The organism is Streptomyces sp. CBMA123 (assembly GCF_014596465.1).
Taxonomy (GTDB): Bacteria; Actinomycetota; Actinomycetes; order Streptomycetales; family Streptomycetaceae; genus Kitasatospora.
This window is the reverse complement of record NZ_MECK01000632.1, coordinates 86,304-110,140: the sequence shown is the minus strand read 5'-3', so window position 1 is coordinate 110,140 and position 23,837 is coordinate 86,304. Positions and strand designations below refer to the sequence as shown.

22 protein-coding genes are annotated in these 23,837 nt (G+C 70.8%); 14 read left to right on the top strand and 8 right to left on the bottom strand.

Annotation, left to right across the window (positions count from 1 at the left end):
- Positions 1 to 463 precede the first annotated feature (463 nt).
- Together BG452_RS43655 and BG452_RS43650 are read left to right on the top strand one after the other, a co-directional pair.
- Entirely contained in the window at positions 464 to 754 is a 291-nt protein-coding gene (locus tag BG452_RS43655) for a hypothetical protein (RefSeq protein WP_188309939.1), read from the top strand.
- A 1,273-nt stretch (positions 755 to 2,027) separates the two neighbouring features.
- On the top strand, positions 2,028 to 2,612 hold the full coding sequence (locus tag BG452_RS43650) for a SigE family RNA polymerase sigma factor (protein ID WP_188309938.1): 585 nt from the start codon (positions 2,028 to 2,030) through the stop codon (positions 2,610 to 2,612).
- A 270-nt stretch (positions 2,613 to 2,882) separates the two neighbouring features.
- Here the strand turns inward: BG452_RS43650 and BG452_RS43645 are convergent, their stop codons facing one another.
- Positions 2,883 to 4,025: a HEAT repeat domain-containing protein gene (locus BG452_RS43645; RefSeq protein ID WP_188309937.1), complete on the bottom strand. Its 1,143-nt coding sequence runs from the start codon at positions 4,023 to 4,025 to the stop codon at positions 2,883 to 2,885.
- Between the two features lie 618 nt (positions 4,026 to 4,643).
- Positions 4,644 to 4,889: a hypothetical protein gene (locus BG452_RS43640; RefSeq protein WP_188309936.1), complete on the bottom strand. Its 246-nt coding sequence runs from the start codon at positions 4,887 to 4,889 to the stop codon at positions 4,644 to 4,646.
- Positions 4,890 to 5,180: 291 nt separating this feature from the next.
- Between BG452_RS43640 and BG452_RS43635 the strand changes: the two genes are divergently transcribed.
- The 5 genes from BG452_RS43635 (at position 5,181) to BG452_RS43615 (ending at position 9,061) form a co-directional block, all read left to right on the top strand.
- Positions 5,181 to 6,485, top strand: coding sequence for a hypothetical protein (locus BG452_RS43635; protein ID WP_188309935.1), 1,305 nt, complete (start codon positions 5,181 to 5,183; stop codon positions 6,483 to 6,485).
- Between the two features lie 635 nt (positions 6,486 to 7,120).
- Positions 7,121 to 7,327, top strand: coding sequence for a hypothetical protein (locus BG452_RS43630; RefSeq protein ID WP_188309934.1), 207 nt, complete (start codon positions 7,121 to 7,123; stop codon positions 7,325 to 7,327).
- 617 nt (positions 7,328 to 7,944) lie between these two features.
- On the top strand, positions 7,945 to 8,127 hold the full coding sequence (locus BG452_RS43625; protein WP_188309948.1) for a hypothetical protein: 183 nt from the start codon (positions 7,945 to 7,947) through the stop codon (positions 8,125 to 8,127).
- Positions 8,128 to 8,179: 52 nt separating this feature from the next.
- Complete coding sequence (locus tag BG452_RS43620) at positions 8,180 to 8,779, top strand: hypothetical protein (protein WP_188309933.1); 600 nt, start codon at positions 8,180 to 8,182, stop codon at positions 8,777 to 8,779.
- 204 nt (positions 8,780 to 8,983) lie between these two features.
- Positions 8,984 to 9,061, top strand: coding sequence for an SHOCT domain-containing protein (locus BG452_RS43615; protein WP_223243616.1), 78 nt, complete (start codon positions 8,984 to 8,986; stop codon positions 9,059 to 9,061).
- Between the two features lie 108 nt (positions 9,062 to 9,169).
- Here the strand turns inward: BG452_RS43615 and BG452_RS43610 are convergent, their stop codons facing one another.
- The 3 genes from BG452_RS43610 to BG452_RS43600 form a co-directional block, all read right to left on the bottom strand.
- A complete protein-coding gene (locus tag BG452_RS43610; RefSeq protein WP_188309932.1) occupies positions 9,170 to 9,691 on the bottom strand; it encodes a hypothetical protein in 522 nt (173 codons plus the stop codon).
- Positions 9,692 to 9,748: 57 nt separating this feature from the next.
- The gene (locus BG452_RS43605; RefSeq protein ID WP_188309931.1) at positions 9,749 to 10,084 is read right to left on the bottom strand and encodes a hypothetical protein; all 336 of its coding nucleotides are present in this window, start codon (positions 10,082 to 10,084) and stop codon (positions 9,749 to 9,751) included.
- A gap of 257 nt (positions 10,085 to 10,341) precedes the next feature.
- On the bottom strand, positions 10,342 to 10,524 hold the full coding sequence (locus BG452_RS43600) for a hypothetical protein (protein ID WP_188309930.1): 183 nt from the start codon (positions 10,522 to 10,524) through the stop codon (positions 10,342 to 10,344).
- Positions 10,525 to 10,816: 292 nt separating this feature from the next.
- Between BG452_RS43600 and BG452_RS47510 the strand changes: the two genes are divergently transcribed.
- The gene (locus tag BG452_RS47510; RefSeq protein WP_262986127.1) at positions 10,817 to 10,939 is read left to right on the top strand and encodes a hypothetical protein; all 123 of its coding nucleotides are present in this window, start codon (positions 10,817 to 10,819) and stop codon (positions 10,937 to 10,939) included.
- Positions 10,940 to 11,106: 167 nt separating this feature from the next.
- Positions 11,107 to 12,618 (top strand): helix-turn-helix domain-containing protein, encoded by a 1,512-nt coding sequence (locus tag BG452_RS43595; protein WP_188309929.1) that lies wholly within the window; start codon positions 11,107 to 11,109, stop codon positions 12,616 to 12,618.
- Between the two features lie 468 nt (positions 12,619 to 13,086).
- On the opposite strand, the gene BG452_RS43590 is transcribed toward BG452_RS43595, so the two are convergent.
- A complete protein-coding gene (locus BG452_RS43590) occupies positions 13,087 to 13,821 on the bottom strand; it encodes a transposase (protein WP_188309928.1) in 735 nt (244 codons plus the stop codon).
- 153 nt (positions 13,822 to 13,974) lie between these two features.
- Positions 13,975 to 14,868, bottom strand: coding sequence for a fumarylacetoacetate hydrolase family protein (locus BG452_RS43585; RefSeq protein WP_188309927.1), 894 nt, complete (start codon positions 14,866 to 14,868; stop codon positions 13,975 to 13,977).
- 141 nt (positions 14,869 to 15,009) lie between these two features.
- Here BG452_RS43585 and BG452_RS43580 point away from each other — a divergent pair, with 141 nt between their 5' ends.
- From BG452_RS43580 to BG452_RS43565, 4 genes are all read left to right on the top strand, one after another.
- Entirely contained in the window at positions 15,010 to 15,576 is a 567-nt protein-coding gene (locus BG452_RS43580) for a TetR/AcrR family transcriptional regulator (protein ID WP_188309926.1), read from the top strand.
- 131 nt (positions 15,577 to 15,707) lie between these two features.
- A complete protein-coding gene (locus tag BG452_RS43575; protein WP_188309925.1) occupies positions 15,708 to 16,223 on the top strand; it encodes a VOC family protein in 516 nt (171 codons plus the stop codon).
- Entirely contained in the window at positions 16,220 to 17,908 is a 1,689-nt protein-coding gene (locus BG452_RS43570) for an FAD-dependent monooxygenase (RefSeq protein ID WP_188309924.1), read from the top strand. Before BG452_RS43575 ends, BG452_RS43570 begins: the two co-directional genes overlap by 4 nt.
- A 185-nt stretch (positions 17,909 to 18,093) precedes the next feature.
- Entirely contained in the window at positions 18,094 to 21,615 is a 3,522-nt protein-coding gene (locus BG452_RS43565; RefSeq protein WP_188309923.1) for an indolepyruvate ferredoxin oxidoreductase family protein, read from the top strand.
- A gap of 330 nt (positions 21,616 to 21,945) precedes the next feature.
- Here BG452_RS43565 and BG452_RS43560 read toward each other — a convergent pair whose 3' ends face one another.
- Positions 21,946 to 22,542 (bottom strand): group II intron maturase-specific domain-containing protein, encoded by a 597-nt coding sequence (locus BG452_RS43560; protein ID WP_223243612.1) that lies wholly within the window; start codon positions 22,540 to 22,542, stop codon positions 21,946 to 21,948.
- 970 nt (positions 22,543 to 23,512) lie between these two features.
- Here BG452_RS43560 and BG452_RS43555 point away from each other — a divergent pair.
- Positions 23,513 to 23,830, top strand: coding sequence for an Imm51 family immunity protein (locus tag BG452_RS43555; protein ID WP_188309922.1), 318 nt, complete (start codon positions 23,513 to 23,515; stop codon positions 23,828 to 23,830).
- The last annotated feature ends 7 nt before the right edge of the window (positions 23,831 to 23,837 follow it).

The following is a 23,837-nucleotide window of genomic DNA, read 5'->3' as shown; positions in this document are numbered from 1 at the left end:
CTACGGCACGCGCGCCGCGGCCGTGCCCGCCGTCCGCCGGCCTCGACCGAACGACCGGCCACCCAGCCGCCTCCAACAGCTCCGCCCACCCCCACGCCCGCCCCGCGCACCGAGCGGGTGCCGGATCGGCCCGGCCGGTCCGCGCCGGACGGGGTCCTTGATCCGGGCAGCCGCGGCAGGCCCACCCGGGCCTCAGCCCCCGGGGGCTGAGGCCCGGGTGGGCCTGCCCGGCCGCCTGGACCGATGCCCGGTAGCCGTTCAGCCTGGCGAGGTTCTCAGTGAACTCGCGATCACGCCTGCCACTGCTGAAGAGGCCGGGCCCGGGACGCCGGGACGGCATCGCCCCGGCGCTCTGCCCGCCCGTGTCGCCGCCACTGCGCCACCACGTCATCAACTCACCTGAACACAAGTCGAGTTGGCGTCCCACTGGTTTGTCGTGGCCGATGCGGGCTATACGGCGGACATGAGCGGCAGATACCGAGGAGCGGGCGCGGCCCGCGCAGTCATGCTCGTCGCCGACGTCCTCGCGGGCGTCCTGGGGCTCTGGATCGCCCTTTCCCTCCTGGGCGCCAACCCGTCCAACGACCTGGCCCACGCCGTCCACGAGGCCGCCGACTGGCTGTCCACCTGGGCACGCGACCTCTTCACCCCCTCGCAGGACTGGCTGCGCACCCTGCTGAACTACGGCATCCCGGCGCTCGCCTACCTGCTCATCGGCCACATTGCGGCCGGCTGGTTGCGCCGTGTGGACTGACCGCCACGGCCAGGTCGAACGTCCGGCGGGGTGGACCCCGGGTACCCGCCAGCCGTCCCCGTCCCTTGCCCCCCGGGCCGTCGGTCTCACGCCGGGGGAGTTCGTGCCGGCACCCGAACGCCACCGGCCCGACCACCGCACCGCCCACCCCTCCACACCGGCAACGCCCGCCCCAACACCTCCTCGCCAACCCCGCACAACCCGGCCAGCACCCGCCGCCCGGCCCCATCCAGCAGCACCTCGGCATCCGCCCGCAGCGCACCGCTCTCATGCCGCGGGCGGTGGCCGTGCCACCGCCAGGACGTCAACAGGGCGTCGTCGTCCAGCCCGTAGCGGGCAGCGACCCGGCCAACGAGCGAGTAGGTCGTCTCCCCGGTGAAAGGAGACACACGGAAGATCCCGGGAACCCTGGCCCCAGCCTCGCGGAGAACAGCAGGACCCGAAGGCAGTTCCCTCCTTCCCGCGCCCTGCCTTCTGCTCGTCCCGCCCTGTCGACCAACAGCACGCGCCCAGATCCCCCGTCACCTCAATGCGGCCACGCTGCTCCAGGCAGTCGGCTGGAGCGCACGCGATCCGCAGCTCTCGCGTGGCCGACACCGGCCCGCCGGCGAGCTCCCCAACCGCAGCGCGTAGGCCTCCTGCGGGGGCATGACCTGCTTCTGATCGAGAACGCAAAATGGCCTTGATCACCGATTTGTCTGGACCACTTGCCCTGACCGTCGCGCGGGACCGGGCGGGCGGCGACGCTGCGCCGGATGGTGACTGTGGGTGCACACGGCTGGCTGAGACCCCGCTGGAGCCCCGGCCCGGCCAGAACACCGGAAATAGCCGACCGGAGAACTCGAGAAAAAGGGAGGAGAGGAATCGCAGCCGTGCAATCTCATCAATCCATGTCAGAAATACCGTTGGAGGGCCGGTGTTCGGATCGGAGAACCACCCTGTGCCCGACGACCGGCCGACCTGCGCTGGCAGCCGCGCGTGAACGCCGTGCGAGTCACAGCGGCTGCCGCCAGTTGCGGTAGGCGTGCAGGAGCCTGGCGAAGCCGCTGTCGCTGAAGGGGTTCGGCAGCATGCCGCCGAGGGTGCCGAGGAGGAAGTCGCCGAAGCCCGCATCGAAGCGGATCCAGCGTTCCTCCCGTAGAGGGGCTGGCGCTTGAAGACGACGACGTCCCAGCTGTCCGGGTCCCGGGTGTCGCAGAGCCAGAAGGCCACGTCGCCGTTGGAGCTCTTCGCGAAGGGGAGAAGCCTCCTCTCTTCCAGGTCCTCCGGGGCGGTGCCGGTAGGGGCGGCCGGCTCTTCCCGCGGGTCGAAGTCCAGTCCGTCGACGAGGTCGCCCAGGTGGGCGCACCTGGTCCGGACCGCCTATCTGCTCACGGGCGACTGGCACCACGCCGAGGACCTGACCCAGACCGTTCTGGCCAAGGCCTACCAGTCCTGGCGGCGGGTCAGCCGGGCCGACAGCCCGGACGCCTACGTGCGCCGGATGCTGGTGTCCTGCAACAGCGACCGGTTCCGCAAGCGGCGGGTCGCCGAACGGCTCACCGAGGTGCTGCCCGAGGTCGCCGCGTCCGGCGACGCGGCCGGCCAGGTCGACCAGCGGCGGACGCTGATGGGCGCCCTGGCCACGCTGCCGACACGGCAGCGGGCCGTCGTGGTGCTGCGCTACTGGGACGACCGGACGGAGGCGGAGGTCGCCCAGGCGATGGGCTGCTCGCTCGGCACGGTCAAGAGCCAGGCCGCCAAGGGGCTGGCCAAGCTGCGGGCGCACCCGGGGCTGGCCGTCGTGCCCGCCGAGCCGCGAGCCTCGCAGGGCCGTTCCACACTCGACGAACTCACCACGACCGCACCTGGAGGCTGACGATGACCCAACCGGATTTCGAGGGTCCGGGCGAAGGCCTGGAAGTCGGCCTCTTCGTCTGTGTGCATCAGCACCCCCTCAACCCTCCAGACCACGCTCCCGCCGCACCGGGTTGCCCGGCCCAACCCATCTTCGTGGTCGGCTACCTCACGGGCGTCCGAAGGCGGCAGCCGCGGCGAGGCCGAAGACGCCGAACCTCCGAAGTGATGCTCGTGCAGTTGTCCCTGGGACACGCACGCCGGGCCGCGCCTCATCAGCGCGCGCCATGGTCTACGCCCCCGCGGTCTGCACAAGGAGCCGAAGCTCCCCGCGATCCACGGGCAGCCCCGCTGTACGCAGCCAGGCATCCCGGTTGGCAATCGGCCCCCAGCAGGAGTCCTGTTCCACCAAAGCCGCCAGGAAGGCGTTCTGCACCCGTGTCAGGGCGGCTCCCGCCGGGTGGGGCTTGGGAAAGGCGAAAGCAAGCAACGGCCCCCAGTCCCGGTCGACGCTGTACTGGCTGCACAACGGGATGATCGCGAGCGCGACGGGCAGGACCTGCTCGAAACTCTCGGCACACTCGAGCAACCCCCGCAGCACAGTGAAACGGAACCAGCCGTCGACCTGGGGCAGCGGCTCGTCGAACCAGCTGTCCACCGCGACGGGGTCGGCAAGCGCGGCCAGCAGAACATCTACTGCCGACGGGTCCGCAGTGCCGAGCGCGGCGCATGTGCGCACGGCTGGGTCCTCGTCGGTGAGCAGCATCGCGGTGTCCCGTCCCCAGTGGGCCAGGGTGAGCTGCGCACCCGCACGCTCACGGCGTCCTCCCCTGCCACAGGCGATGCGCTCCAAACGGTCGGCGGCAACGGGTATCCGATCGGCGAGGTCATCCGCCGCCAACAGATGCGCCACGGCGCCGAGTGCCGCCTCCCGGACGGTCTCGTCCTGGTCGTCGAGAAACGGCGCGACAGCGTCGAAGATCTGCGGCCGGACAGCCCGGCACGCCAGCACGGCCTCCAAAGCGTCGGCTTCCTCTGCGTCCTGTGGGTCGGAGAGAGCCTCGTCGTCCCAGGCCGCGGACTCGGCGAACTGACCGAGCCATTCCAGCAGCGCAGCCCTGAGCGGCCGCCTGCGGTCGTCCCACGGGAAGAAGCTCTCGTGGACGGCCGACGTGCCCGGATACGGGAGAACCCCGGCGATGAAAAGGGCCGCAGGCGCGGTCGCCGAGTAGAGCGAGCCCTGGTGAAGAACCGACATCTCCAACCGGCCCAGCGACTCGGCCTGAACCTCAGGATCCTCCTCCAGCAACCCGCGCAGATCGTCCGCAGTGGTCGCGGCCGGGCCGTAGGCATGGGCAAGCGCCGCCCAATCGGTGCTGCGAAGCACCATGGCCGGGTCCAGGCCCGCCGTAGCGGAGATCTCGTGTGAGGACATGATCCGTATCCTGCACCCGGCCTCGGACAACCCGCGCCGCCCGAACCACCACCCCTGTCACAGGCGACGTCGAAACTTCGCTGGCCTGCGACGCCGCTCGTCAGCACGAACACGGCATCATCGTTCAGCGACACAAGGCACTGACCAGCAGCGACCACCATCCAGCCACTGAAACTGGCGGCACAACACCACTGCAACCCACACGCCGCCCATCACCCCACGCGACAGAACGGCCTGGCGGCCGACCAGGACGACGGCCACGGCGGGCACAGCAGCAGGCAGGGAGGCGGGAAGCCACCGGGGCCGGCGGACCGGCCACCCCGGACGGCGGCCAGGGACGCAGCAGGGCGGCGGCACCCGGACAGCGACGACCACCGACCACCTCCCAGCCCGGCTCCGCCAAGCCGAGCACCAACCCCATCACCACCCCGGCCAATTCAATACCGCCCGAATTCAGACCACCACCGGCGGCCAATCCGCCAAAACAACCCACTGGAATTACCGGCGGAATTCACACCCGAAAGCAGCCCGCAACACCAAGCCAGCCCCGAGCGGGCCAACCAAAGGTCCAGACAACCCAGCATTCAAGGCCATTTGACGCCCAACAACACCAACAGGTCACATCCGGCGGCCCCTCGCCGGGTAGAGCCTCGCGTGCAGCACGCGGTCCTCCCACCACGGGTCATCCGGGGTGGAGACCAGCGCGGCCGCCAGCTCGCGCTTGGTCAGGGCGGGCAGCACCAGCGGACCCAAGTCCTCTACGACGCGGTCCTGTTCGCACTGCGGGCACTCCAGCCGGTCCGGGCTGGCCTTCTCGGTCAGCTCCGGTGCGCGTCCGCCGACCTTCCCGGCTCCGCCCCGCATTCGGGCCGCCGTACGGGGCTGCCGGGCCACTGTCCGCCGCCGTCCTGGTCCCCGACGACCGTTGAACAAAGCGGCGCCGCGCCGCGTTCGAGGGCCCGAAAAGATTTTTCGGATCCGTCTGCAACCGTGGCGGGGGCTGCGCGTCTAGTTAAGTGAGAGGCTCGGAAGGGGGACACCTTCCGACGGCAGGGTGATGTTCCGCCTGTGGACCGCAAGGGTCCATGGGCGCGCTTTCCGGCCGCTCGCCGACTCGCTCACGCATCCGTTCAGTGTTTCCAGGGGGGAACCACCATGTCCAGCACCACCCGTATCCGCCGTTCCCGTCGTGCCGTCGTGGCCGCTGCCACGCTCGGTGTCCTCGCGCTCGGCGGCTCGCTCGCCCTCCCGGCGCAGACGGCCTTCGCCGGGGCCCTGCACGACGCGTACCACGGGGCGCTGAGCGTCCAGGCGCCGGCGGCGGTCGGCTTCGCCGGGCAGGCGGTCGCGTTCACCGAGACCATCACCAACACCGGCACCGAGGACACCTCGTACACGCTCCTGCTGCAGACCACCACCGAGGCGGGCACGCCGCCGCACGCAATCACGATCGACTACAAGGACCCGGCGGACGGCATCTGGAAGTCGGTCCCGCTGGACTTCTACCCCGGCAGTCACGAGGCCACCTACAACGGCATGACCGGCGCCATCGTGGTCGCGGCCGGCAAGAGCGTGAAGCTGGACATGCGCATCGGCGCCCCGATGGGCCTGCCGCACGACGGCGCGAGCAACGGCGGCTTTCACTCCATCACCCTGGCCTCGCGCCTGACCGTGCCGGGAACGGGGGACAACCTGGGCGAGCAGGTCAGCGCGATCACGGTCGACTCCATCGGCAGCTCGTTGGCCCACGTGCCCGCCACGGCGATCGCCGGCGGGGCGCCGATCGAGTTCGACGCGGTGCTGGCCAACCCCACCCCGTCCACCTACACCAACCTCGGCAACGTCCTGTTCGTCGATCCCCACGCCACCGTCCAGGTCCGTCAGGCGGACGGCAGCTGGACCACGCCGGAGAAGGTCTCCAACGGGATCCCGGACGACAAGCCCGGCGTCTACCTGCAGGGCCGCGACTCCTCCATCGACGCGGGTAAGACCATGGTGACCCGGGTGCGGGTGTCCTACGACGCGACCACGCCCCTGGGCGCGACCTCGATCGACCCGTGCCTGTTCGTCAACGAGGGCGCCACCCCGTTCCGCGGCACCACCACCTGCAGCCAGGGCAGTACCGTCAAGGTCGTCGCCGACCCCACCCAGGCCCCCACCCAGGCTCCCGGGAGCACCCCCGCCCAGATCCCCGGGAACACCGCCGACAAGAACGCCAAGCCCGCCGCCGACACCACGACCGCACAGGTGCAGCCCGCCGCCGACACCAAGCCTGCGGCCCCCGCTGCGGCTGCCCCGGTCGCCGTCCCCGCCGCCCCGGCCCCTGTCGCCACGGGCGCCGAACTCGCCGCCACCGGGAGCGAGTTCGACACCGTCAAGGCTGGCACCGCCGCCGCAGCAATCGCCGCCCTCGGCGCTGGCGCGCTCCTGCTCGCCCGCCGCCTGCGCCGCCAGTCCTGAGCCGCCAACGGCCCGCGCCGCGCACCAGCGGCGCGGGCCCCGGCGGGGGCGGGGCCACGTCGCGTCCGGTTGCCGGATCGGCGCGTGCGGCAGGTCGAGGAGGGACTGTTCCGTCGTGCCGGTGCGGGTTCGGCCTCGCGCAGTGCGGCGAGTCGACGGTTGTCACCGAAGTTCGGAACAGCGCCGCTCGCGACAGCAGGACGCGACAGGCCACGCGACCCGCCACGCCGGTCGTAGCCGGCACCGACCCCGGCAGCCGGGGGGGCAGCAGCGACCGAGACGGCCGGGGCGGGGCGCAGCAGCCACGGGGGACGACGGACTCCTGGTCGACGTCGGCGGCCGGGACAGCGACGCGGGCGGGGATGGCGGGCAATACGGTGACTGATCGAACCGCCACCCCACGGAGGAGACACCGCCTTGGTCCACCCGGCCATCACCCGCCTCTCGGCCCTGCTCGGGGAGCCCCGCACCCCGGGCGACACCATCGACTGGGACGGACTCGCACAGACCACGGGCCTGCGCCTGCCCGCCGACTACCGCGACTTCGTCACGCTCTACGGCGGCGGCGAGGTGGACGAGTACCTCGGCATCAGCACGCCGCCGGTGGACGGCTCCCCGTACGGTGGTGGTCCACGGTGCGGATCCGTGTCGCCCCGCTCCCGGCCGCCGAACGGGCAGCGGCCCGACACATCCTGCGGCAGAGCGCACTTCCCGAACTCGCAGCCTGGATCAGTGCCGCCCGGCACGCGCCGGAAACCTGGACCCTGTCCCGGCACAGTCGCTCCTGGCGGTCCGAAGGCAGCAGCACTGCCCACCGCGACGACCAGCAGTCGTACCTCTGAACCACCGTCGAGGGGCAAGAACCGTCATACGGTCAAACTTCGGTGAGACCGGCAAACTTCGCTGAGACGGGACAGCGCCGCGTGGCTCGGCTGTCGACGTCGGGTGCAACACGGGGGTGCGACGCGGTGTTGCGCTGGGGTGCAACACGGGGCCGTGTTGCGGGTCTGGCCAGGCGTTATGTGGCTGGGGGCGTGGCGGGTGGGCGTGTTGCGGTGCCGTGTTGCACCCGCTGCCTGTTCCGCCGGTCTCGGCGGGTTCCCGCCGCCCGTGTCCTGTGCCACTGAACTTTTACCGATTGCCAGCGAAGTTGGACCGAACGCAGTTCGTGACAGCGAAGATTGATCGCGCAGGTCAGGACGGGTACGCGACCGCGAGTGGTGGCGAGCGCTGCTGTGGCTCATGCCCGACGAGGACGAAGTCGAAGGCCGGCCTGGACCGACTGGAGTGCCTGGCCTGTGAGGACAAGCGGGAAGGACCTTGGGTCGTTGATCCAGCTCAAGCCCCTCAAGTGCGAGCTGATCGGGGGATGACCCCGCCGAGCGATCTGTGATGGGGATCCGGCAGCAGCACGCCCGCGACTACTCGAACCGCAAGGCGTAGCCAGCGGCACCAGAGCATGGGCTCTGCCGCCCAGACCCCGGCCCAGGTCTACCCGGGCGAGGCTGACTGCGCGGCCGGCGACCAGTGGTGCGCCGACACCGTCATCCAGCGCCCGCTGGGCGGCGTGACGGACGCCAAGACCACCTGGCAGAACCGGCCGACGTACCAGCAGGTGGTGCAGTTCCCCAACCACAGGTGAACCGACGGCAGCCCCCGCCGGATTGTCGGCGGGGGCTGCCATCATGCTCGACATGGACATCGAGACGTTGATGCGCAAGCTGGCGGACGAGCAGGGCCTTCACCGTCCCCAGGAGTTCCACCATGCCGGAGACCTGACCGTCGCCGCGAACCTGGTCTTCAGCAGCCCCGACCCGGCGGAGTGGACCTCCTGCGGCAACATGCCGCACGGCACGCACCCCGTGCACGTCGCCGTGGAGCGGTGGCAGGACCGGGAGACCGGACGGGAGCGCGTGGAGGTCACCATGGCGCTGGTGCCCTTCGCCGAGCCCCGGGCCATCGCCGAGGCCGAGTTCGAGGACGCCGTCGACGACTACCAGCCGCTCGGGCCGTACCTCGGCTTCCTCTGGGACAGCGTCGCGATGAACGCGCTGCGCTTCAAAGGCCCGCGCCCGGCGGCCTTCCCGGACCTCGACGCCTTCGTTGCCCACATCGAGGCGGAACTCGCCACCCTCGACGCCGACGGCCGGGCGCGCGCCTGGGTGGACGTCACGGTGGACGAGCGCACCGGATCCAATGTGCTGGCGTTCCCGGTCATCGCCGACTCGGCCGGCTGCTACGAGGGTCGCAACGCCGACGGCCGACTGGTCGCCCTCCTGTTCACTGCGTCGTGAGCCCGCCCGCCGGGTCAGGGCGTCCTCGACTGCCCGGCGGGCTCCACGCGGGACGCGACCAGCCGCGCGTCGTCCCGCAGGTAGCGGGCCTGGTACCGGAGCCGCCGGCCGGCCTGGCACAGTGCCTGGAACGGGAGGCCGAAGAGCAGCTGGAGGCCGCCCGGGCGGCGAACGCCGCGCTGCGCCCGTGCAGGGCTGCAGCAGTTGGCGCAGCTGAAGGACCAGGGAGTCCTCACCGAGGAGGAGTTCGCCACGCAGAAGCAGCGGCTCCTCGCCGGCTGACGCCGCCGGCGCCGGCCGCCGTCCGCGTGGTGGTGCCCCGTCCCGGTCCGGCGTCGGGACGGGGCACCACCGCATCCGGATCGGATCCCCCGGGACCCGTCGGCCGGCTCAGTGCCCGACCGCCACCTTGGCCGCCACGATGAACAGGCCCAGAACGAGGTTCACCACGCCCTCGACGGCCGCCTGGCCGGTGGAGGCGCCGGCCCGACGGGCGCCCAGGATCGCCCAGCCCACCTGCTGCGCCACGGCGACGCCGAGGGCCAGCCAGGCGCTGTCTCCCGTCCCGAGCCAGGGGCTGACCAACACCGCCAGGGCCGGGAGCGCCGACGCCTCGACGAGCGACCACTCCGCCCGGCCGACCTCCCGCACCCGGTGCCACCGGACCCGGCGGCCGACCTCGCGCTCTCCCGCCAGGTGGGCGTAGACGTGGGCGACCCAGAAGACCAGCCCGGTGACCACCAGCAGCACGATGAGCGACAGCCGCGGACGGGTTTCGTGCACTCCGGAGGCCGCGATCACGGAGGCGGCCAGCATCGAACCGTAGACCGCTCCGGCGTAGTCCGTCCGGTCGGCGGTTCCCCCCGGGCCCGGCCCGCGCGCGGTGGGCGGACGGCTGCGGGGCGTGGACACGATGCGCCTCCTCCCGTCCCCGGCCGGGGACCAACGTTGAACCCGCTCAGCCCATGCTCACCCGCTCCCCGGCGCGCCGCCTCCCCTCCGGCAGGTGAGCGGGCCCCGTCGCCGCCCGCCGCAACGCCGCCCACGGCCCGCGCGGAGCCCTGCGGTCCGGCGTTGCCCGCTCACCCCGACCGGGTGATCCGTCTCCCGCAACGAGTTGAGCGCGGACGCGGCGGTGTCGCGCTGCGCCATGTAGTCCTTCGCTTTGTGGGCGACCAGTTCTTCTAGGATCGTTCCAGTGACGCCGACCCTGTGCTGTCCCGAAGCGCGCAGGGCACGCACGATGTCGGCCCGCGGGTTCCTCGGATCGATGCGGTTGACGGCGTTCGTGTCGAAGATGATCATGTGGGTCCCCTCCCGCTTCCTGCCTGTGCGGCATCTTCCCGCATGCACGCCAGCATGCCCACATGCCTGTGCGGGACAGGCCTGACGGGCGGCGACCCTGCTCGCCTACCTCACCGCCGGCGGCACCCTCGACGGCCCGGCGAACCGCACCAGCGGTGAAGCCGACCCCGCGTGTCCTGGCGCCTGGTTGCGCAAGCAGGACAAGGCCCGCACCGAAGGGAAGCTGACCGACCACCAGGCCGCGCTCCTGGACGCGCTCACCCGGCACGCGGGCGGCGGTGGCCGTAGCCGGGCAGCACGCCGCTGGTGCCGGGGAGGTGGTGGAGGTAGGCCGGTCGGTTCGGTTCGGGCCTCGCGCCTGCGGCGGGCCGGTGGTTCTTCTGCGCGTCCGGCGAAGCCGTCCGCGTCGACCAGCCGGCCACGGCGGTCCCCGGCACCACGCCGGTTCCCCGTAGGCGCCACCGGGGGTACGCCCGTAGCGACCACCGTGGGAGCCCCGCCGCTTCCAGCGGGCTCCGCGAGTTTCCGCAGGTCAGTAGCCCTTTCCTGGTAGCCGGTGATCCCACTGACCGTCATTGAAATCCAGCGCCTGTTTGCGGCGCTGAGGCGCCCGGCGGTTCGCACGGCGGGTGACGTGTGTGGTTGGTCCGTGTGCGGGGCGAGGTCGGGCGGGACCAGCGGGCTTTCCACCAGGCGAGCCGGTCGGCGGAGTCCTGCGGGAGGATCAGCTGCATGGCGATGGCAAGGAACGCCAGGACTGAGCTGAGCCCGACCAGCCACCAGGGCGCGCCGGCGGTCGCGGACATGATGGTGCCCAGGCCCGGCAGCATGGACGCCGCGGCCGTTCGGCGGTGAGCCGCGGTCTTCGGTCGGTTTGATCGTTGATCCATGGCTTCACGCTCGACCGTGGTCGGGTCTTGCGGAAGTGGAAAGCCTCCTGTTCCCGGGCACTGGCAATTTTCTGCATCGCGACGGAGTGGCACAATTCCCGGAACGGATGTCAACTGCCAGGCGGGGAACGGGTGGAAGGCCAAGCGAGCAGCGGCGAGGACAGGAACAAGGCGACCACCGAGGCAGGTCGCAAGTACGCGTCCGCGCTGAGGGCTGCTTTCGACCGGTGCGTCAAAGCCGGTGGTGTCACGCAGGATCAGTTAGCCAGAGCAGTGGGGTACGCACCGGCGACGGTCTCGCGCTACCTGTCCGGCCAGAGAACCGCCCCGGAGCAGTTCCTGGACGGCTTCCTGAACTTCCTGAAGGCCCATGACGCTCCGGTCGACGACAAACGCCGAGATGACCTGCGCGACCTGCGCCGCGCGGCCCAGGCGGCGGGGTCGGCCTCCGAGCAGGTCCTCGTCTTGCAGGAGTTCCTCGATCAGGCGCGGTCCAGGGTCCAGGACCTGAAGTCCCTCCTCCGGGACGAACGGGCGGAACACGCTGAGGAACGCCGCGCGGCAGCCGCCGACCTGCAGACCAGGATCACCGCCCACCAAGCCGAGGCCGAGCGGCTGTACCGGCTCCTGGAGCGCGAGCGGACCGAACGTGCCAACGAGCGGCACGCCGCGGCCGCCGAAACCCAGGCCCTCACCGCCGGCATCGAGCGCTCCGAGGCCACCCGGACCGCCCTGGAGAAGCAGCTGGCCGAGCAGCGCGGCCAGCTCGACGCCGCCGCCACGCTCGTACACGGGCTGCACACCGACCTCGAGCACGCCGACGGACGCGCCACAACCGCCGAAGCCCAGCTCGTCACCGTACGGCGGGAACTGCGCACGCTTCGCCGCCAGGTGGAGCGGCTCCAGGCCGAACCGGCACCGGCCGGCGTCGTTCCCGACCCGGAAATGCTGGCGACCGCACAGGCCCGAGTCCACTCTTCGCAGCAGCGCCACGCCGGCGCAGGCCGGCAGACCACCCGCCCCGTGCCCCCGCGCGGGCGCGCGCGAGGCGGCCCCGGCCCTTTCCGCAAGCCCCGGCGCCCCTCCGTCTCCGATACCCCGCAGCGGATGGGACGGGCCGCGGAAACGGTCATGGGGGTGCTCGCCGCCACGGCCATAGCCGCACAGCTCGGCACCTACCGGTGGGTGGCATCCCATTGGGACTCAACCCACTCCCTGCCAGCCCACGTCGGACACACAGCATTTGCCATATTTCTCCTGGGCACCTCCATGGCTCCGTTCCTCGTCCTCATGACCGAAGCGGCCCTCGCTCCCCTCACATGGAAGGACAAGGAGTGGGATCTGTTCGGGTCCTACTACTTCATCCAAAAACCGGACTCGGCAAGCGCGGGTGAGCGACTGCGCCTATGGCTCACCTTGTTCGTCACGAGATCATTCTCCAGGGGCCCCACCCCGAGCCGCGTCTTCAACAGCATCAAAGCGGCCGGTGCCGCGGCCGTCCCGACGGGCGTCCTGTGGGGCGAACTCAGCCGCAACGCGGGACAGCTGATCACCCGCTTCACTTCCCTGGCCCCGTTGATCATCCTCGGCATCGCCGTCCTCGCCCTTCTGCGCCGGATCGCCGCGTCCATCCGTGGCCGGTAACCCGGCATCTGCCACTTCTGCCAGCTGAAGGCAGTCCGCGCGTTCCAGGGCAGGGTCGCAGAGTTCCCCGTAGGCACCACCGCAGGTGCCACCGCATGCAGCACCGGGGGTACCACCGTAGGTATCCCGCCGCTCCTTCCCGCGTCCGCGCGTTTCCGTAGGTCAGAGGCTACTTTCGGGTGGCCGGTAAATCCGAGAACCCCTTCTGTCCATCCCTTTCCCCGGCTTGCTGGTAGGCGGAGGGGCGGTGGTGGGTGGCGGTTCGGCCGGCAGGGCCCTGTGCCCTGCGGGGCCGTGATGGTTGGTGAGCGCCCGGCGAACTGTCGGGCGACGTGAGAACGTCAGCGGGAGACGACACGAGGTGTCAGTGGTCGATGACACCGTTGTGTCCCTGATCGCGGAGCAGGCGCACAAGATTGCCGCCGCGTGGCCGGGCGGGTGGGGCGCTGACGGACTTCGTGTCGCAGATCACGACACTCCCGCGTCATTCGACAGGGCTGTTGGGTGTTGGTGCGTCCGGGGGTCCCGGCCGCACTGCCCGGCGAGCAGCTGCCCGCCACCGGACTCGTTGAACCGCCGTGAGCAACCCGTCGTCCACCCGGCGAGCCCTCGGCCCTGGCGCCGGTTGGCGACCTGCCCGTCGCGGACCTTGATGTCCACGGCGTCCACGAATAGGACCGGGTAGACCGGGTCGAGGGGGCGCGTGCGCCGCTCGGCCATGCCCTCCAGGACCCGGTCGGTGATGGTGGAGACGGTCTCCTTGCTGGTGGTCATGCCGTAGACCTCGGCCAGGTGGGCGACGATCTCCCCGCTGGTCAGGCCCTTCGCGGTCAGCGAGACCACGAGGTTGTCCAGGCCTTCGGTTCGGCGCGCGTGCCGGGGCACGGCCTTCGGTTCGAACGTGCCGGCCCGGTCCCGGGGGACCTCGAGCGTGACCGGCCCGGCCTCGGTCATCACGGTCTTCATCCGGTAGCCGTTGCGCGCGTTGCCGCCTTTGCGGGCTGAGCGGCCCGGCTCCGCGGTCGAGGCCAGGTGCTCGTCCATCTCGGCTTCCAGGGCCTCCTGGAGCAGGTGCCGGGTCAGCTGCTGCAGCAGCCCGCCCTCACCGAGCAGCCGCATCCCGCCGGCCCTGGCCTGCTCGGCCGCCAGCTCGGCGACCGACGCCACCACATCCGACCCGCCGGTGTTCTTCCTCGGACCCATGTCCAAGGCATCGGCGTCTCCGGACTCCGCCGAAACCGAACCGTCAGAAACCGACCCGATCCGGTGATCCGTCATCGAGCTCATCAGTGTCTCCCTTGATCAGGGTGTCCCCTGATTCATGACACTCCCTGAACCGCCTGCGCCAGGCGTCCGCTACCGTCGCGCGTTCGCGCTTGCATCCTCGAGGGCGGCCACGCGGTTGCGGAGCGTGCCGATGCGTTCGACATCGACCTCGACGACGTCGCCGGGTTGCAGATGGCGGCCGGAGAACACGCCGGCGCCGCGCGGTGTCCCGGTGAGGATCACGTCGCCGGGTTCGAGGGTCTGGTAGCGCGAGAGGAAGGAGATCAGCTCGGCCACGTCGTGGATGAAGCCCGCGGTGCGGTCGTCCTGGCGCAGTTCGCCGTTGACCAGGGTGCGCAGCCGCAGGTCGAGCGGCTGGTGGAATTCGTCGGGGGTGACCAGGCAGGGGCCGAGCGGTTTGAAGGTATCGAAGCTCTTGGAGACGCCGATGGAGGCGGTCGGGTCGCCCGTCATCGCCCGGTGCTGGATGTCGCGGGCCGAGACGTCGTTGGCGATGGTCAGGCCGGCGAGGTGGCGCATCGCGTCCGCGGTGTCGACAGAGGTTGCGGAGCTGCCGATGACGGCGGCCACTTCGCCCTCGTAGTCGACCTGCCGGGACGCGACTGCCGGGAGGTGGATGTCGTCGCCGGGGGCGATGACCGCGGAACCGGCGACGACCTGGAAGTTCGGCTCGGTGGGCAGGGTGATGTCGGCCCGGCCCATCGCGGCGAACATCTCCAGGGCCTCCTCCGCGTGACTGTGGTAGTTCAGTCCGACGATCAGGATTTTCCCGGGCTGGGGAACGGGTGCGTGCACGTGGACCTCGTCGAGCGCGACCTGCCGGACGACCGCCGCCGTGCGGGCCGCCGCGATCCCCGGGCCGCGCAGGAGGGCGCCCAGGTCGGCGAAGGGGAGATCGAGCAGGGAGAGCTCGCCGGGGCTGTCCTCTCGGGCGATACCCAGGGCCGTGCTGTACAGGCGCATCAAAGACTCCCGCAGGTCGGGGGTGGGACTTCTCTTGGATCAGAGTCAAGAGCCTTCTTGTTTCGGAGTCAAGAGCTAGTTCATCGCCCCCCCCGGAGCCGCGGACGGATGGTGCGGCGGCGCCGCCTAGGCTTTGCTGTCATGCCGAGGAACCGTCAGCAGATCCCGAAAGCCGAGCGCGAGGCCGTCCTGGTCGAGAGCGCCTGGGAACTCTTCGCCGACCAGGGGTACAAGGGGACCAGCCTGGCCGAGATCGGCCGGGCGGCGGGCGTCGCGGCAAACGCCGTGCGCTGGTACTTCCCCACTAAGGACGACCTGTTCGCCGCCGCACTGGACCGCAGGTTCCTGCGCGAGCGGGAACACGTCGAGGCGGACCCCGCCATCGGGGGCGATCCGCGCCGACAGCTGGTGGCATGCCTCGTCGGCCTGGAGGCCTACCGCGGGCTGCACCGGGAGGCGTATGACCGCATGAGCGAGTCGCCGGCGCTGACCGACACCTACGCCCGCATGCAGGAGTGGCTGGAGGGTCGCCTGCTCGCGGCAGTCGCGGACCGGCTGCCCGAGGGGGCGGACGTCGCGCCGGTAGCGGATCTGGCGCACGTGCTGTTCGAAGGGCTGCTGGTCAGTACGCGAATGCTGGACCGGACGACCGGGGAGCTCGTCGACCTGCTCATGGAGGCGCTGGTGGCTGCCGCGGCGGCACGCTGAGCCGGGCCCTTGAGGGCTGCCGCGGCGGCGTGCCGAGCTACCTCTTGACTGCCATACAAGAGAACTCCTAAGTTTCTCTTGTATGGCAGCCAAGAGGGCTGCCGTGCTCCCGAGAAGGAGGTCGCCACCCCATGGCTTCTCCCGACAAGCTCGCCCATGTCGTCCTGCGCACCGGCCGCCTGCCGGTCATGACCGACTGGTACGCGAACGTCCTTGAAGGCCGGGTCGCCTTCGCCAACGAGCTCCTCGCCTTCCTGACCTACGACGACGAGCACCACCGGGTCGCGCTGATCGCCACCGGGGCGTCCGAGCGTCCGACCGAGGCACACACCGGCCTCCACCACATGGCGTTCACCTACGCGACGCTCAAGGACCTGCTCGACACCTATCGGCGGCTGAAGGGCGAGGGCATCCACCCCTTCTGGTGCATCAACCACGGGCCGACCACCTCGATGTACTTCGAGGACCCCGACGGCAACCACATCGAGCTCCAGATCGACAACTTCGCCACTGCGGAGGAACTCGACGAGTGGTTCCGCTCCGGAGCCTTCGAGGCCAATCCGATCGGGGTCGACTTCGACCCCGACGACCTGCTGCGACGCTTCGAGTCCGGCGAGTCCCCCGCCGACCTGGTCCGGCGCGCATGAACGACTTCGACACGCCCGTCGTCATCATCGGCGCCGGCCCCGTGGGCCTGGCTACCGCGCTCGTCCTCGGCCGGCACGGCGTCCGCAGCGTCGTCTGCGAACAGTTCGGCGGGATCAACCCCCACCCCAGGGCCCACGTCGTCAACACCCGGTCCATGGAACTGTTCCGGGCCTGGGGCATCGCGGACGCCGTCCGGGCGGACTCGGTGGACCCGGCGCAGGCCGGCACCATCCTGTGGAAGCAGACCCTCGCCGGGGAGTCCCTGGGCCGGATCGACTTCGCCGAAGGCCCCCGGATCCTGGAGCGGATACACGCCTCGGCCGAGCAACTCGCCTCCTGTGCACAGGACCGGGTGCAGCGGCACCTGCTGGACGCGGTCGTCGCCCAGGGAACGGCCACCCTCCGCTACAACACCACCGTCAAGGAGGTGACCGACCACGGTGACGCCGTCGACGTCACCGTGGAGGGGGCGGACGGGCGGCAGACCCTGCGCACCCGCTGGGTCGTGGCTGCGGACGGGGCGACGGGCGGCATGCGCGACCGGCTCGGCATCTCGATGGACGGCGCCCCGGTCCTCGGCCACCAGCTGAACATCTACTTCCACGCCGACCTCTCGCCGTGGACGCACCAGGACCCCGCCCTGCTGGTCTGGCTGATCAACAGCGTCTCCCCGGGCGTGCTCATCGGCATGGACGGTGCCCGCCGGTGGACCTTCCAGCGGACCTTCGACCCGGCCGTCGAATCGCCGCAGGACTACCCACCCGAGCGCTGCGCCCAGATCATCCGGGACGCCGTCGGAACCACCGAACTCGACGTGGACATCCGCTCCGTGGGGTCGTGGACCATGACGGCCCGGACCGCCGCGACCTACCGCCGCGGCCGGGTCCTGCTCGCCGGCGACGCGGCGCACCAGTTCCCGCCGACCGGCGGCCTCGGCATGAACAGCGGCCTCGCCGACGCGGACAACCTCGGCTGGAAGCTCGCCGCCGTACTGAACGGTCACGCCCCCGAGGCCCTGCTCGACAGCTACGAGCGGGAACGCCGCCCCATCGCCGTCGACAACGCCCGCCACAGCATGATGAACGCCATCAAGATGGCCGACGTCGGCATCGGGACCGGCACGGCCGTCGTCGCCGCGCGCCTGGAGAGCCCGGACCCGCAGGTCGCCGCGGCGGAACGCCGACGGATCGCGGAAGCCGTCCCTCTGCAGCGCCCGCACTTCGACGCGCTGAGCCAGGAGATCGGGTACGTCTACGGAGCGGCCCGGTGGGCCGACGGCGCCCTGTCCTCGGACGGCGACCGCACGCCGACCGCCGTCCGCGGGGCGCGACTTCCGCACGCCTGGGTCGAGCGCGGTGGGGAGCTGGTGTCCACCCACGACCTCCTGGTGCCGGGCTTCACCCTCTTCGCCGGGCCGGGAGGAGCCGCCTGGGCGGACGCGTTCGCGGTCGCCTTCGAGGAGCTTTTCCCCGAGGGGCCCGGGGGCGGCATGGCGCAGCGGACCGTCGTCGTCGGCGACGTCGCCAGCGCGGACGGCGCCTGCCTAGACCTGCTCGGGATCGGCGCGGACGGAGCCCTGCTGGTCCGGCCGGACGGTCACATCGCGTGGCACAGCGCCGAGGGATCGGCTCCCGTGTCGGCTCTCACCGGCCTGCTCCGCGGAGCCGAACGGCCCGCCCGGTAACGCTCCGTCAGATCCTGTCCCCGCCGGGCGGCGGCCGCGACCGCGGCTCCCACCCGGCGCTCCCTCCCCACCGCCCGGCCGCCCGCCCCCACCGGGCAAAGCCCGGCGGACCGGCAAGCGGGCCCGCGGGCCCGCGGGCCCGTACCCGCCCCGCCAACCGATGCCCCACCCGGAGGAACACAGTGGTGACCTCTCAGAACCCGACCGAGCCACGGCCCTCGCTCCAGGACCGGTACACCCTCGAAGAAGGCAGCGTCCACCTCACCGGCATCCAGGCGCTCGCCCGGCTGCCCCTCGACATCCGCCGCGCCGACCGCCGCGCGGGCCGCAGCACCGCCGGATTCGTCTCCGGGTACGAGGGTTCGCCGCTCGCCGGATACGACATGGAACTCGCGCGTTGCCGCCCCCTCCTCGAGGAGTACGACATCGTCTTCCGCCCCGGCGTCAACGAGGAGTTGGCGGCGACGGCGGTCCAGGGCACCCAGCTCGCGGCCGGGCAGCCGGACAAGCGCGTCGACGGCATCACGGCCGTCTGGTACGGCAAGTCCCCGGGCCTGGACCGTGCCTCGGACGCCATCCGGCACAACAACCTGATGGGCACCCACCCGGTCGGCGGCGCGCTCGCCCTGGTCGGTGACGACCCCGCCGCCAAGTCGTCCACCGTCCCCGGCGCCTCCGAACTGCTCCTCGCCGACCTCGGTCTGCCCACCCTCTACCCGTCCGACCCGCAGGAGGCGCTCGACTTCGGACTGCACGGCGTGGCGATGTCCCGGGCGTCCGGTCTGTGGGTGGCGCTGAAGATCGTCACGGCGGTCGCCGACGGCTCCGGCACCGTCGACGTGAGCGCCGGCCGGATCTCGCCGGTCGAACCGGACCTCGTCATCGACGGAGTGCCGTACCGCCACACCGTCGGCTCCCGGATGGTGCAGCCGGCGCTCGGCGACCTGGAACGCACCCGGGAGGGCGCCCGTCTGGAGATCGCCCGCCGCTACGCCGCCGCCAACGGCCTCAACCGGATCACCGTCTCGGGGTCCGAGGACCGCGTCGGCATCGTCGCGGCGGGCAAGACCTTCCTCGACGTCCGTCAGGCCCTGCGCATCCTCGGACTCGACGACGCCGAACTGAACCGGCGGGGTGTGCGCCTGCTCCACCTCGGCATGATCCACCCGCTGGAACCCACGGTCGTCGAACGGTTCGCGCGAGGACTGAGCCACATCGTGGTCGTGGAGGAGAAGCGGCCGCTGATCGAGACCGCCCTCAAGGAACTGCTCTACGGGCACGGGAACCGGCCGGCCGTCTCCGGCAAGCGCGCACCCGACGGTTCGGTCCTCTTCCCGTTCGACGGAGAACTCGATCCCGACACCGTAGCCGCACGGCTCGCCCACCGGCTGAACAGCCTGGGCGACTTCCCCACCGTGCGCGCCTGGTCGGACGTCCGGCGGCCGACGGTGGCCGGGCGCCGGGCGCTTCCGCTCCTGCCCATGGCGACCCGCACCCCCTACTTCTGTTCCGGCTGCCCGCACAACCTCTCGACCAAGGCGCCCGAGGGCGCCGCCGTCGGAGCCGGGATCGGCTGCCACGCCATGGTCACGCTCATGGACCCCGCCCAGGCCGGGGACGTGATCGGCATGACACAGATGGGCGGCGAGGGCGCCCAGTGGATCGGGATGCAGCCGTTCCTCGCCCGCGACCACCTGATCCAGAACCTCGGCGACGGCACCTTCCACCACTCCGGCAGCCTCGCCATCAGGGCGGCGGTCGCGGCCGGGGTGAACGTCACCTACAAACTGCTCTACAACTCGGCGGTGGCGATGACCGGCGGGCAGCAGCCGATCGGCGTCATGCCCGTGCCCGCGATCGCACAGGAGCTGTTGGCGGAGGGCGTCGGACGCGTCATCGTCACGACCGAGGACGTCAAGCGCTACCGGCGGGTCGCGCTTCCGAAGGGCGTCGTCGTCTGGCACCGCGACCGGCTGCCCGAGGCCCAGGACGTGCTCGCCCGGACCCCCGGGGTCACCGTGCTCATCCACGACCAGGAGTGCGCGACGGAACTGCGACGCAAGCGCAAGCGCGGCCTTGCGCCCGAGCCCGCCGAGCAGGTGGTGATCAACGAGCGGGTGTGCGAGGGATGCGGCGACTGCGGACAGCAGTCGAACTGCCTCTCCGTGCAACCCGTCGACACCGAGTTCGGGCGCAAGACCCGGATCGATCAGTCCTCCTGCAACAAGGACTACGCCTGCCTGGCAGGGGACTGCCCCTCCTTCCTCACGGTCGTGCCCGCCGGCGGGAAGCACGCCTTCACCGCCACCGCCATGCCGGACACCGCCGCCCTGCCCGATCCGGCACCTGTCGTGCCGGCGTCCCACACCGTCCGGATCACCGGCATCGGCGGTTCCGGCGTGGTCACTCTCGCGCAGATCCTCAGCACCGCGGCCTCGCTCGTGGGCCTGCACGTCCGGACCCTCGACCAGACCGGCCTGGCCCAGAAGGGCGGTGCGGTGGTCTCCGACATCAAGATCACCACGGACCGGACCGACCAGGCTGGCAAGGCGGCCCTTGAGGAGTGCGACCTCTACCTCGGCTGCGACTTGCTCGTGGCCGCGGAACCCGGAAACCTGTCAGCGACCGCCCCGGCGAGAACGGTGGCGGTCGTCTCCACCACAGAGGTCCCGACCGGACGGATGGTGATCGACCCGAACGTGACCTTCCCGCCCGCCGAACCACTCAAGGAAAGAATCCGGGCCGGGGTGAGGGACAGCGTCTTCCTGGACGCGCGGCGGCTCGCCGCCGACCTGCTGGGCGAGGACCAGTTCGCCAACCTCCTGCTGACGGGTGCGGCCTACCAGGCCGGCGGGCTGCCAATTCCGGCGCACGCCATCGAGGAGGCGATCACCCTCAACGGCGTCAAGGTCGAGGCCAACCTCAAGGCGTTCCGCCTCGGCCGCCAGGCCGTCGCCGACCCCGAAGCCTTCGCCGCCGCCCGGCCCGGGCACGCCGCTCCCGAACGGCGCCTCTCCGCCGCCGCCCGTAACGTCCTCGCATCGGCCGGGGCCGCCCCCGGGTCGGAACTCGCCCGGCTCCTGGAAATCCGCGTCCCGGACCTCATCGCCTACCAGAACGTCGCGTACGCAACGAGGTACCTGCGCTTCGTCGAACAGGTGCGGCGAACCGAGAACGAACGCGTGCCCGGCTCGACCGCACTCGCCGAGGCCGTGGCCACGTACCTGTACAAGCTGATGGCGTACAAGGACGAGTACGAGGTGGCCCGGCTCTCCCTTGACCCCGAGGTCGAGCGGGAGGTGCGAGCCCGCTTCGGGGACGGCGCGCGAATGTCCTACCGTCTCCACCCGCCCGTGCTGCGGGCCCTAGGAATGACCCGCAAGATCGAACTCGGCCCCTGGTTCAAACCCGCCTTCCACGCCCTCGCAGCCATGCGCGCCATCCGCGGCACCCGCCTCGACCCGTTCGGAGCGGCCCGCGTGCGCCGCACCGAACGCGCCCTGGTGGTCGAGTACCGAACCACCATGGCCGAGGTCTGCCGGCTCCTCGGCGAGGACGTCCACGGCCTGGCCGTCGAGATCGCCTCACTGCCCGACACCGTGCGTGGCTACGAGGAGATCAAACTGGCCTCGGTCGCACGGTACCGGGCCCGCTCCGAGGAACTGGTCGGCCGCTTGCACTCCCTGACCGGACTGCAAAAAATCTGATCATTGGCGCGCCGGCGCGCCGGAGACTGCCATGACGGGCGCGAGCAGCCCACTCTCACCGGCCCGCCATCAGGTCCGCTTCCCTGTCCACCGCCTGCCGCCCCACCGCGCGCTGCCGGGGTGGCCAAGGCCGTTCCGCCGCCTCTTACGCCGTCGCCTTTGGCGGGGGGGCGGGGGGAGCGGGCGGTGAGGCGATGCATCGGTGAGGTCGACTCGGGGCGCCCTGCTGGTGTCTCCACCAGTGGGTTTCCCCGAGCCGCCTCCCGAACCCGGCGTGCCCCTCTCCGGGCACCGGGCTCTCCACAAGCCCCGTTGGGGGCGGTCAGATCCTCATGCCGCAGTGGGCCACGGGCTCGGGATGACTGTTCCCCGGTATCGGTATCTGGTCGTGCTCACCTTCGCCGGGTTGAACAGCTGTGTCTCCTCCGTGGTAGGCCACCAGGCGCCGCCGCAGTAGCGGCGGCGAAGTTGCTTCCATGTGGTTCGGGGGTGCTTGCGTCGCATCCACCGTATGACCCGCATCCACGCATAGTGGCTGAGGTAGCAGAATGTGACGTTCGAAACCCCCGGACGGAAGTACGCGCACCAACCTCGCAGCACCGGATTCAATCGCTGCAGCAAGGTTGTCAGCGACAGGCTGACGTTCTGTCGTCCGGTCAGCTCCTTCGTCTTCGCCATCACCGAGCGCAACGACTTCCGCGCCGGGTAGGTGTAGACGTAGTGCTGATCAGTGCCCTTCTTCCGGTGGCGCTGGATGCGCCACCCGAGGAAGTCGAAGCCCTCCTCGATGTGGGTGATCCTCGTCTTCTCGACCGACAGGCGCAGGCCCATCGGTCTCAGTGCTTCTGCGACGTCCCGCCGCAGGTCCTCGGCGTGCTCACGGCTACCGGAGACGAGTACGAGGAAGTCGTCCGCGTACCGGACCAGCCGGTAGTTGGGCAGTCCTCGCCGTCGCCGGCTCGTCGGTGTTCACCGGCGACAACCTCCTGGCATTCCAGCATCCTTACTGCCGACTTGCTGGCTCCCTTCCCCCTGTGGCCGGCTCTCCCGGCCTCCGAGTACTACGGAGCCTCCGCCCTGTCCGGCGGCCATCAGCCGGCGATGGGCCTGCCCTCGGCCGGACTGGATGCCCGGCACGGAGACCGCGGACAGTTCCCACGTTCACCACGGAATCGATCGACGGGTGAGGCGCCCAGCTCTACCCCGGCAGCATCGCCACACCTACGCCGCAGACCTTCGGCGTGGCCTCCCCACCGATGAGTAGAGTCGGCTTCGGAGTCGACCGTCAAAGTGCAGACGGTCGTGCACTGCATCCGGCCCATATCCGCCAGGTTGGAGCCGGTCTCGTAATTACGGGGCGTCAACCACTGGTTCCTCGCGTACACCTTCCCGTCTCGCTTGCCGGACCCGAACCGTCTGGCAGTGCCAGCCCGTCCCGGCGTTGTCAGGGCTGCTTACCGCCCGTCTCGGCATCCCCCGAGACGAACTGCCCTCAGCTTCAACCGGATTGCTGCGACAACCCGGAGATGCAGGTCTTTCACCTCACTCGACTCCACGGCGCTTCGCGGCGCACCCACCCGCTACGAGAGGACCGCCGGCGTCTACCGGGCCGGACTCCACATCGCAGGCATCTCCCTCTGGCTCGCCAGATGATCCAATCGAGACCGCCTAGTACCGCAACGGTGCTTACCGTGACGGACGTTGGGTCCGCTCGTTGGGCTGTTCATGGGTGGGGAGATAGCCGAGGTCGATGCTCGTGCTTGGTCGGACGGGCTGGTCGGGTTGCATGGGCGGTTTGCCCATCGGTTCGCGCGGAGCGAGCCGCGGGAGTCCGCGCCTAGTGCCGTGACCGGAAAGGATCACCGGGGTGGGAGCTGGGCGTGAAAAGATCGCGGCCGTGACCATCTCGCTTCATGACTTTGCTGGCGAACACTCGCTGACGTTGGACGTTGGTGGCCTTGCTGCTGATACGGCGGTAGCCGATGCAGGGCACGAGCCGAACGGGTACTTCTGGGAAGGTCTCGTGCAGTTCGCCTGGCCGGACATTGCCGAGCGCCTCGACTTCCACAGCGAGGCCGGCATGTTCTGCGCGGTCGGGAGTCCGAGTGACCTCGCGCAACTCAAGACGGCCCTTGAGCCGGTCATCGCGAGCCCCGAGGCGGCCAGGGACATCATCGCCCGGGCGGAGACTTCGGGCTTCGAGTTCGACGACTAGGAGCTCC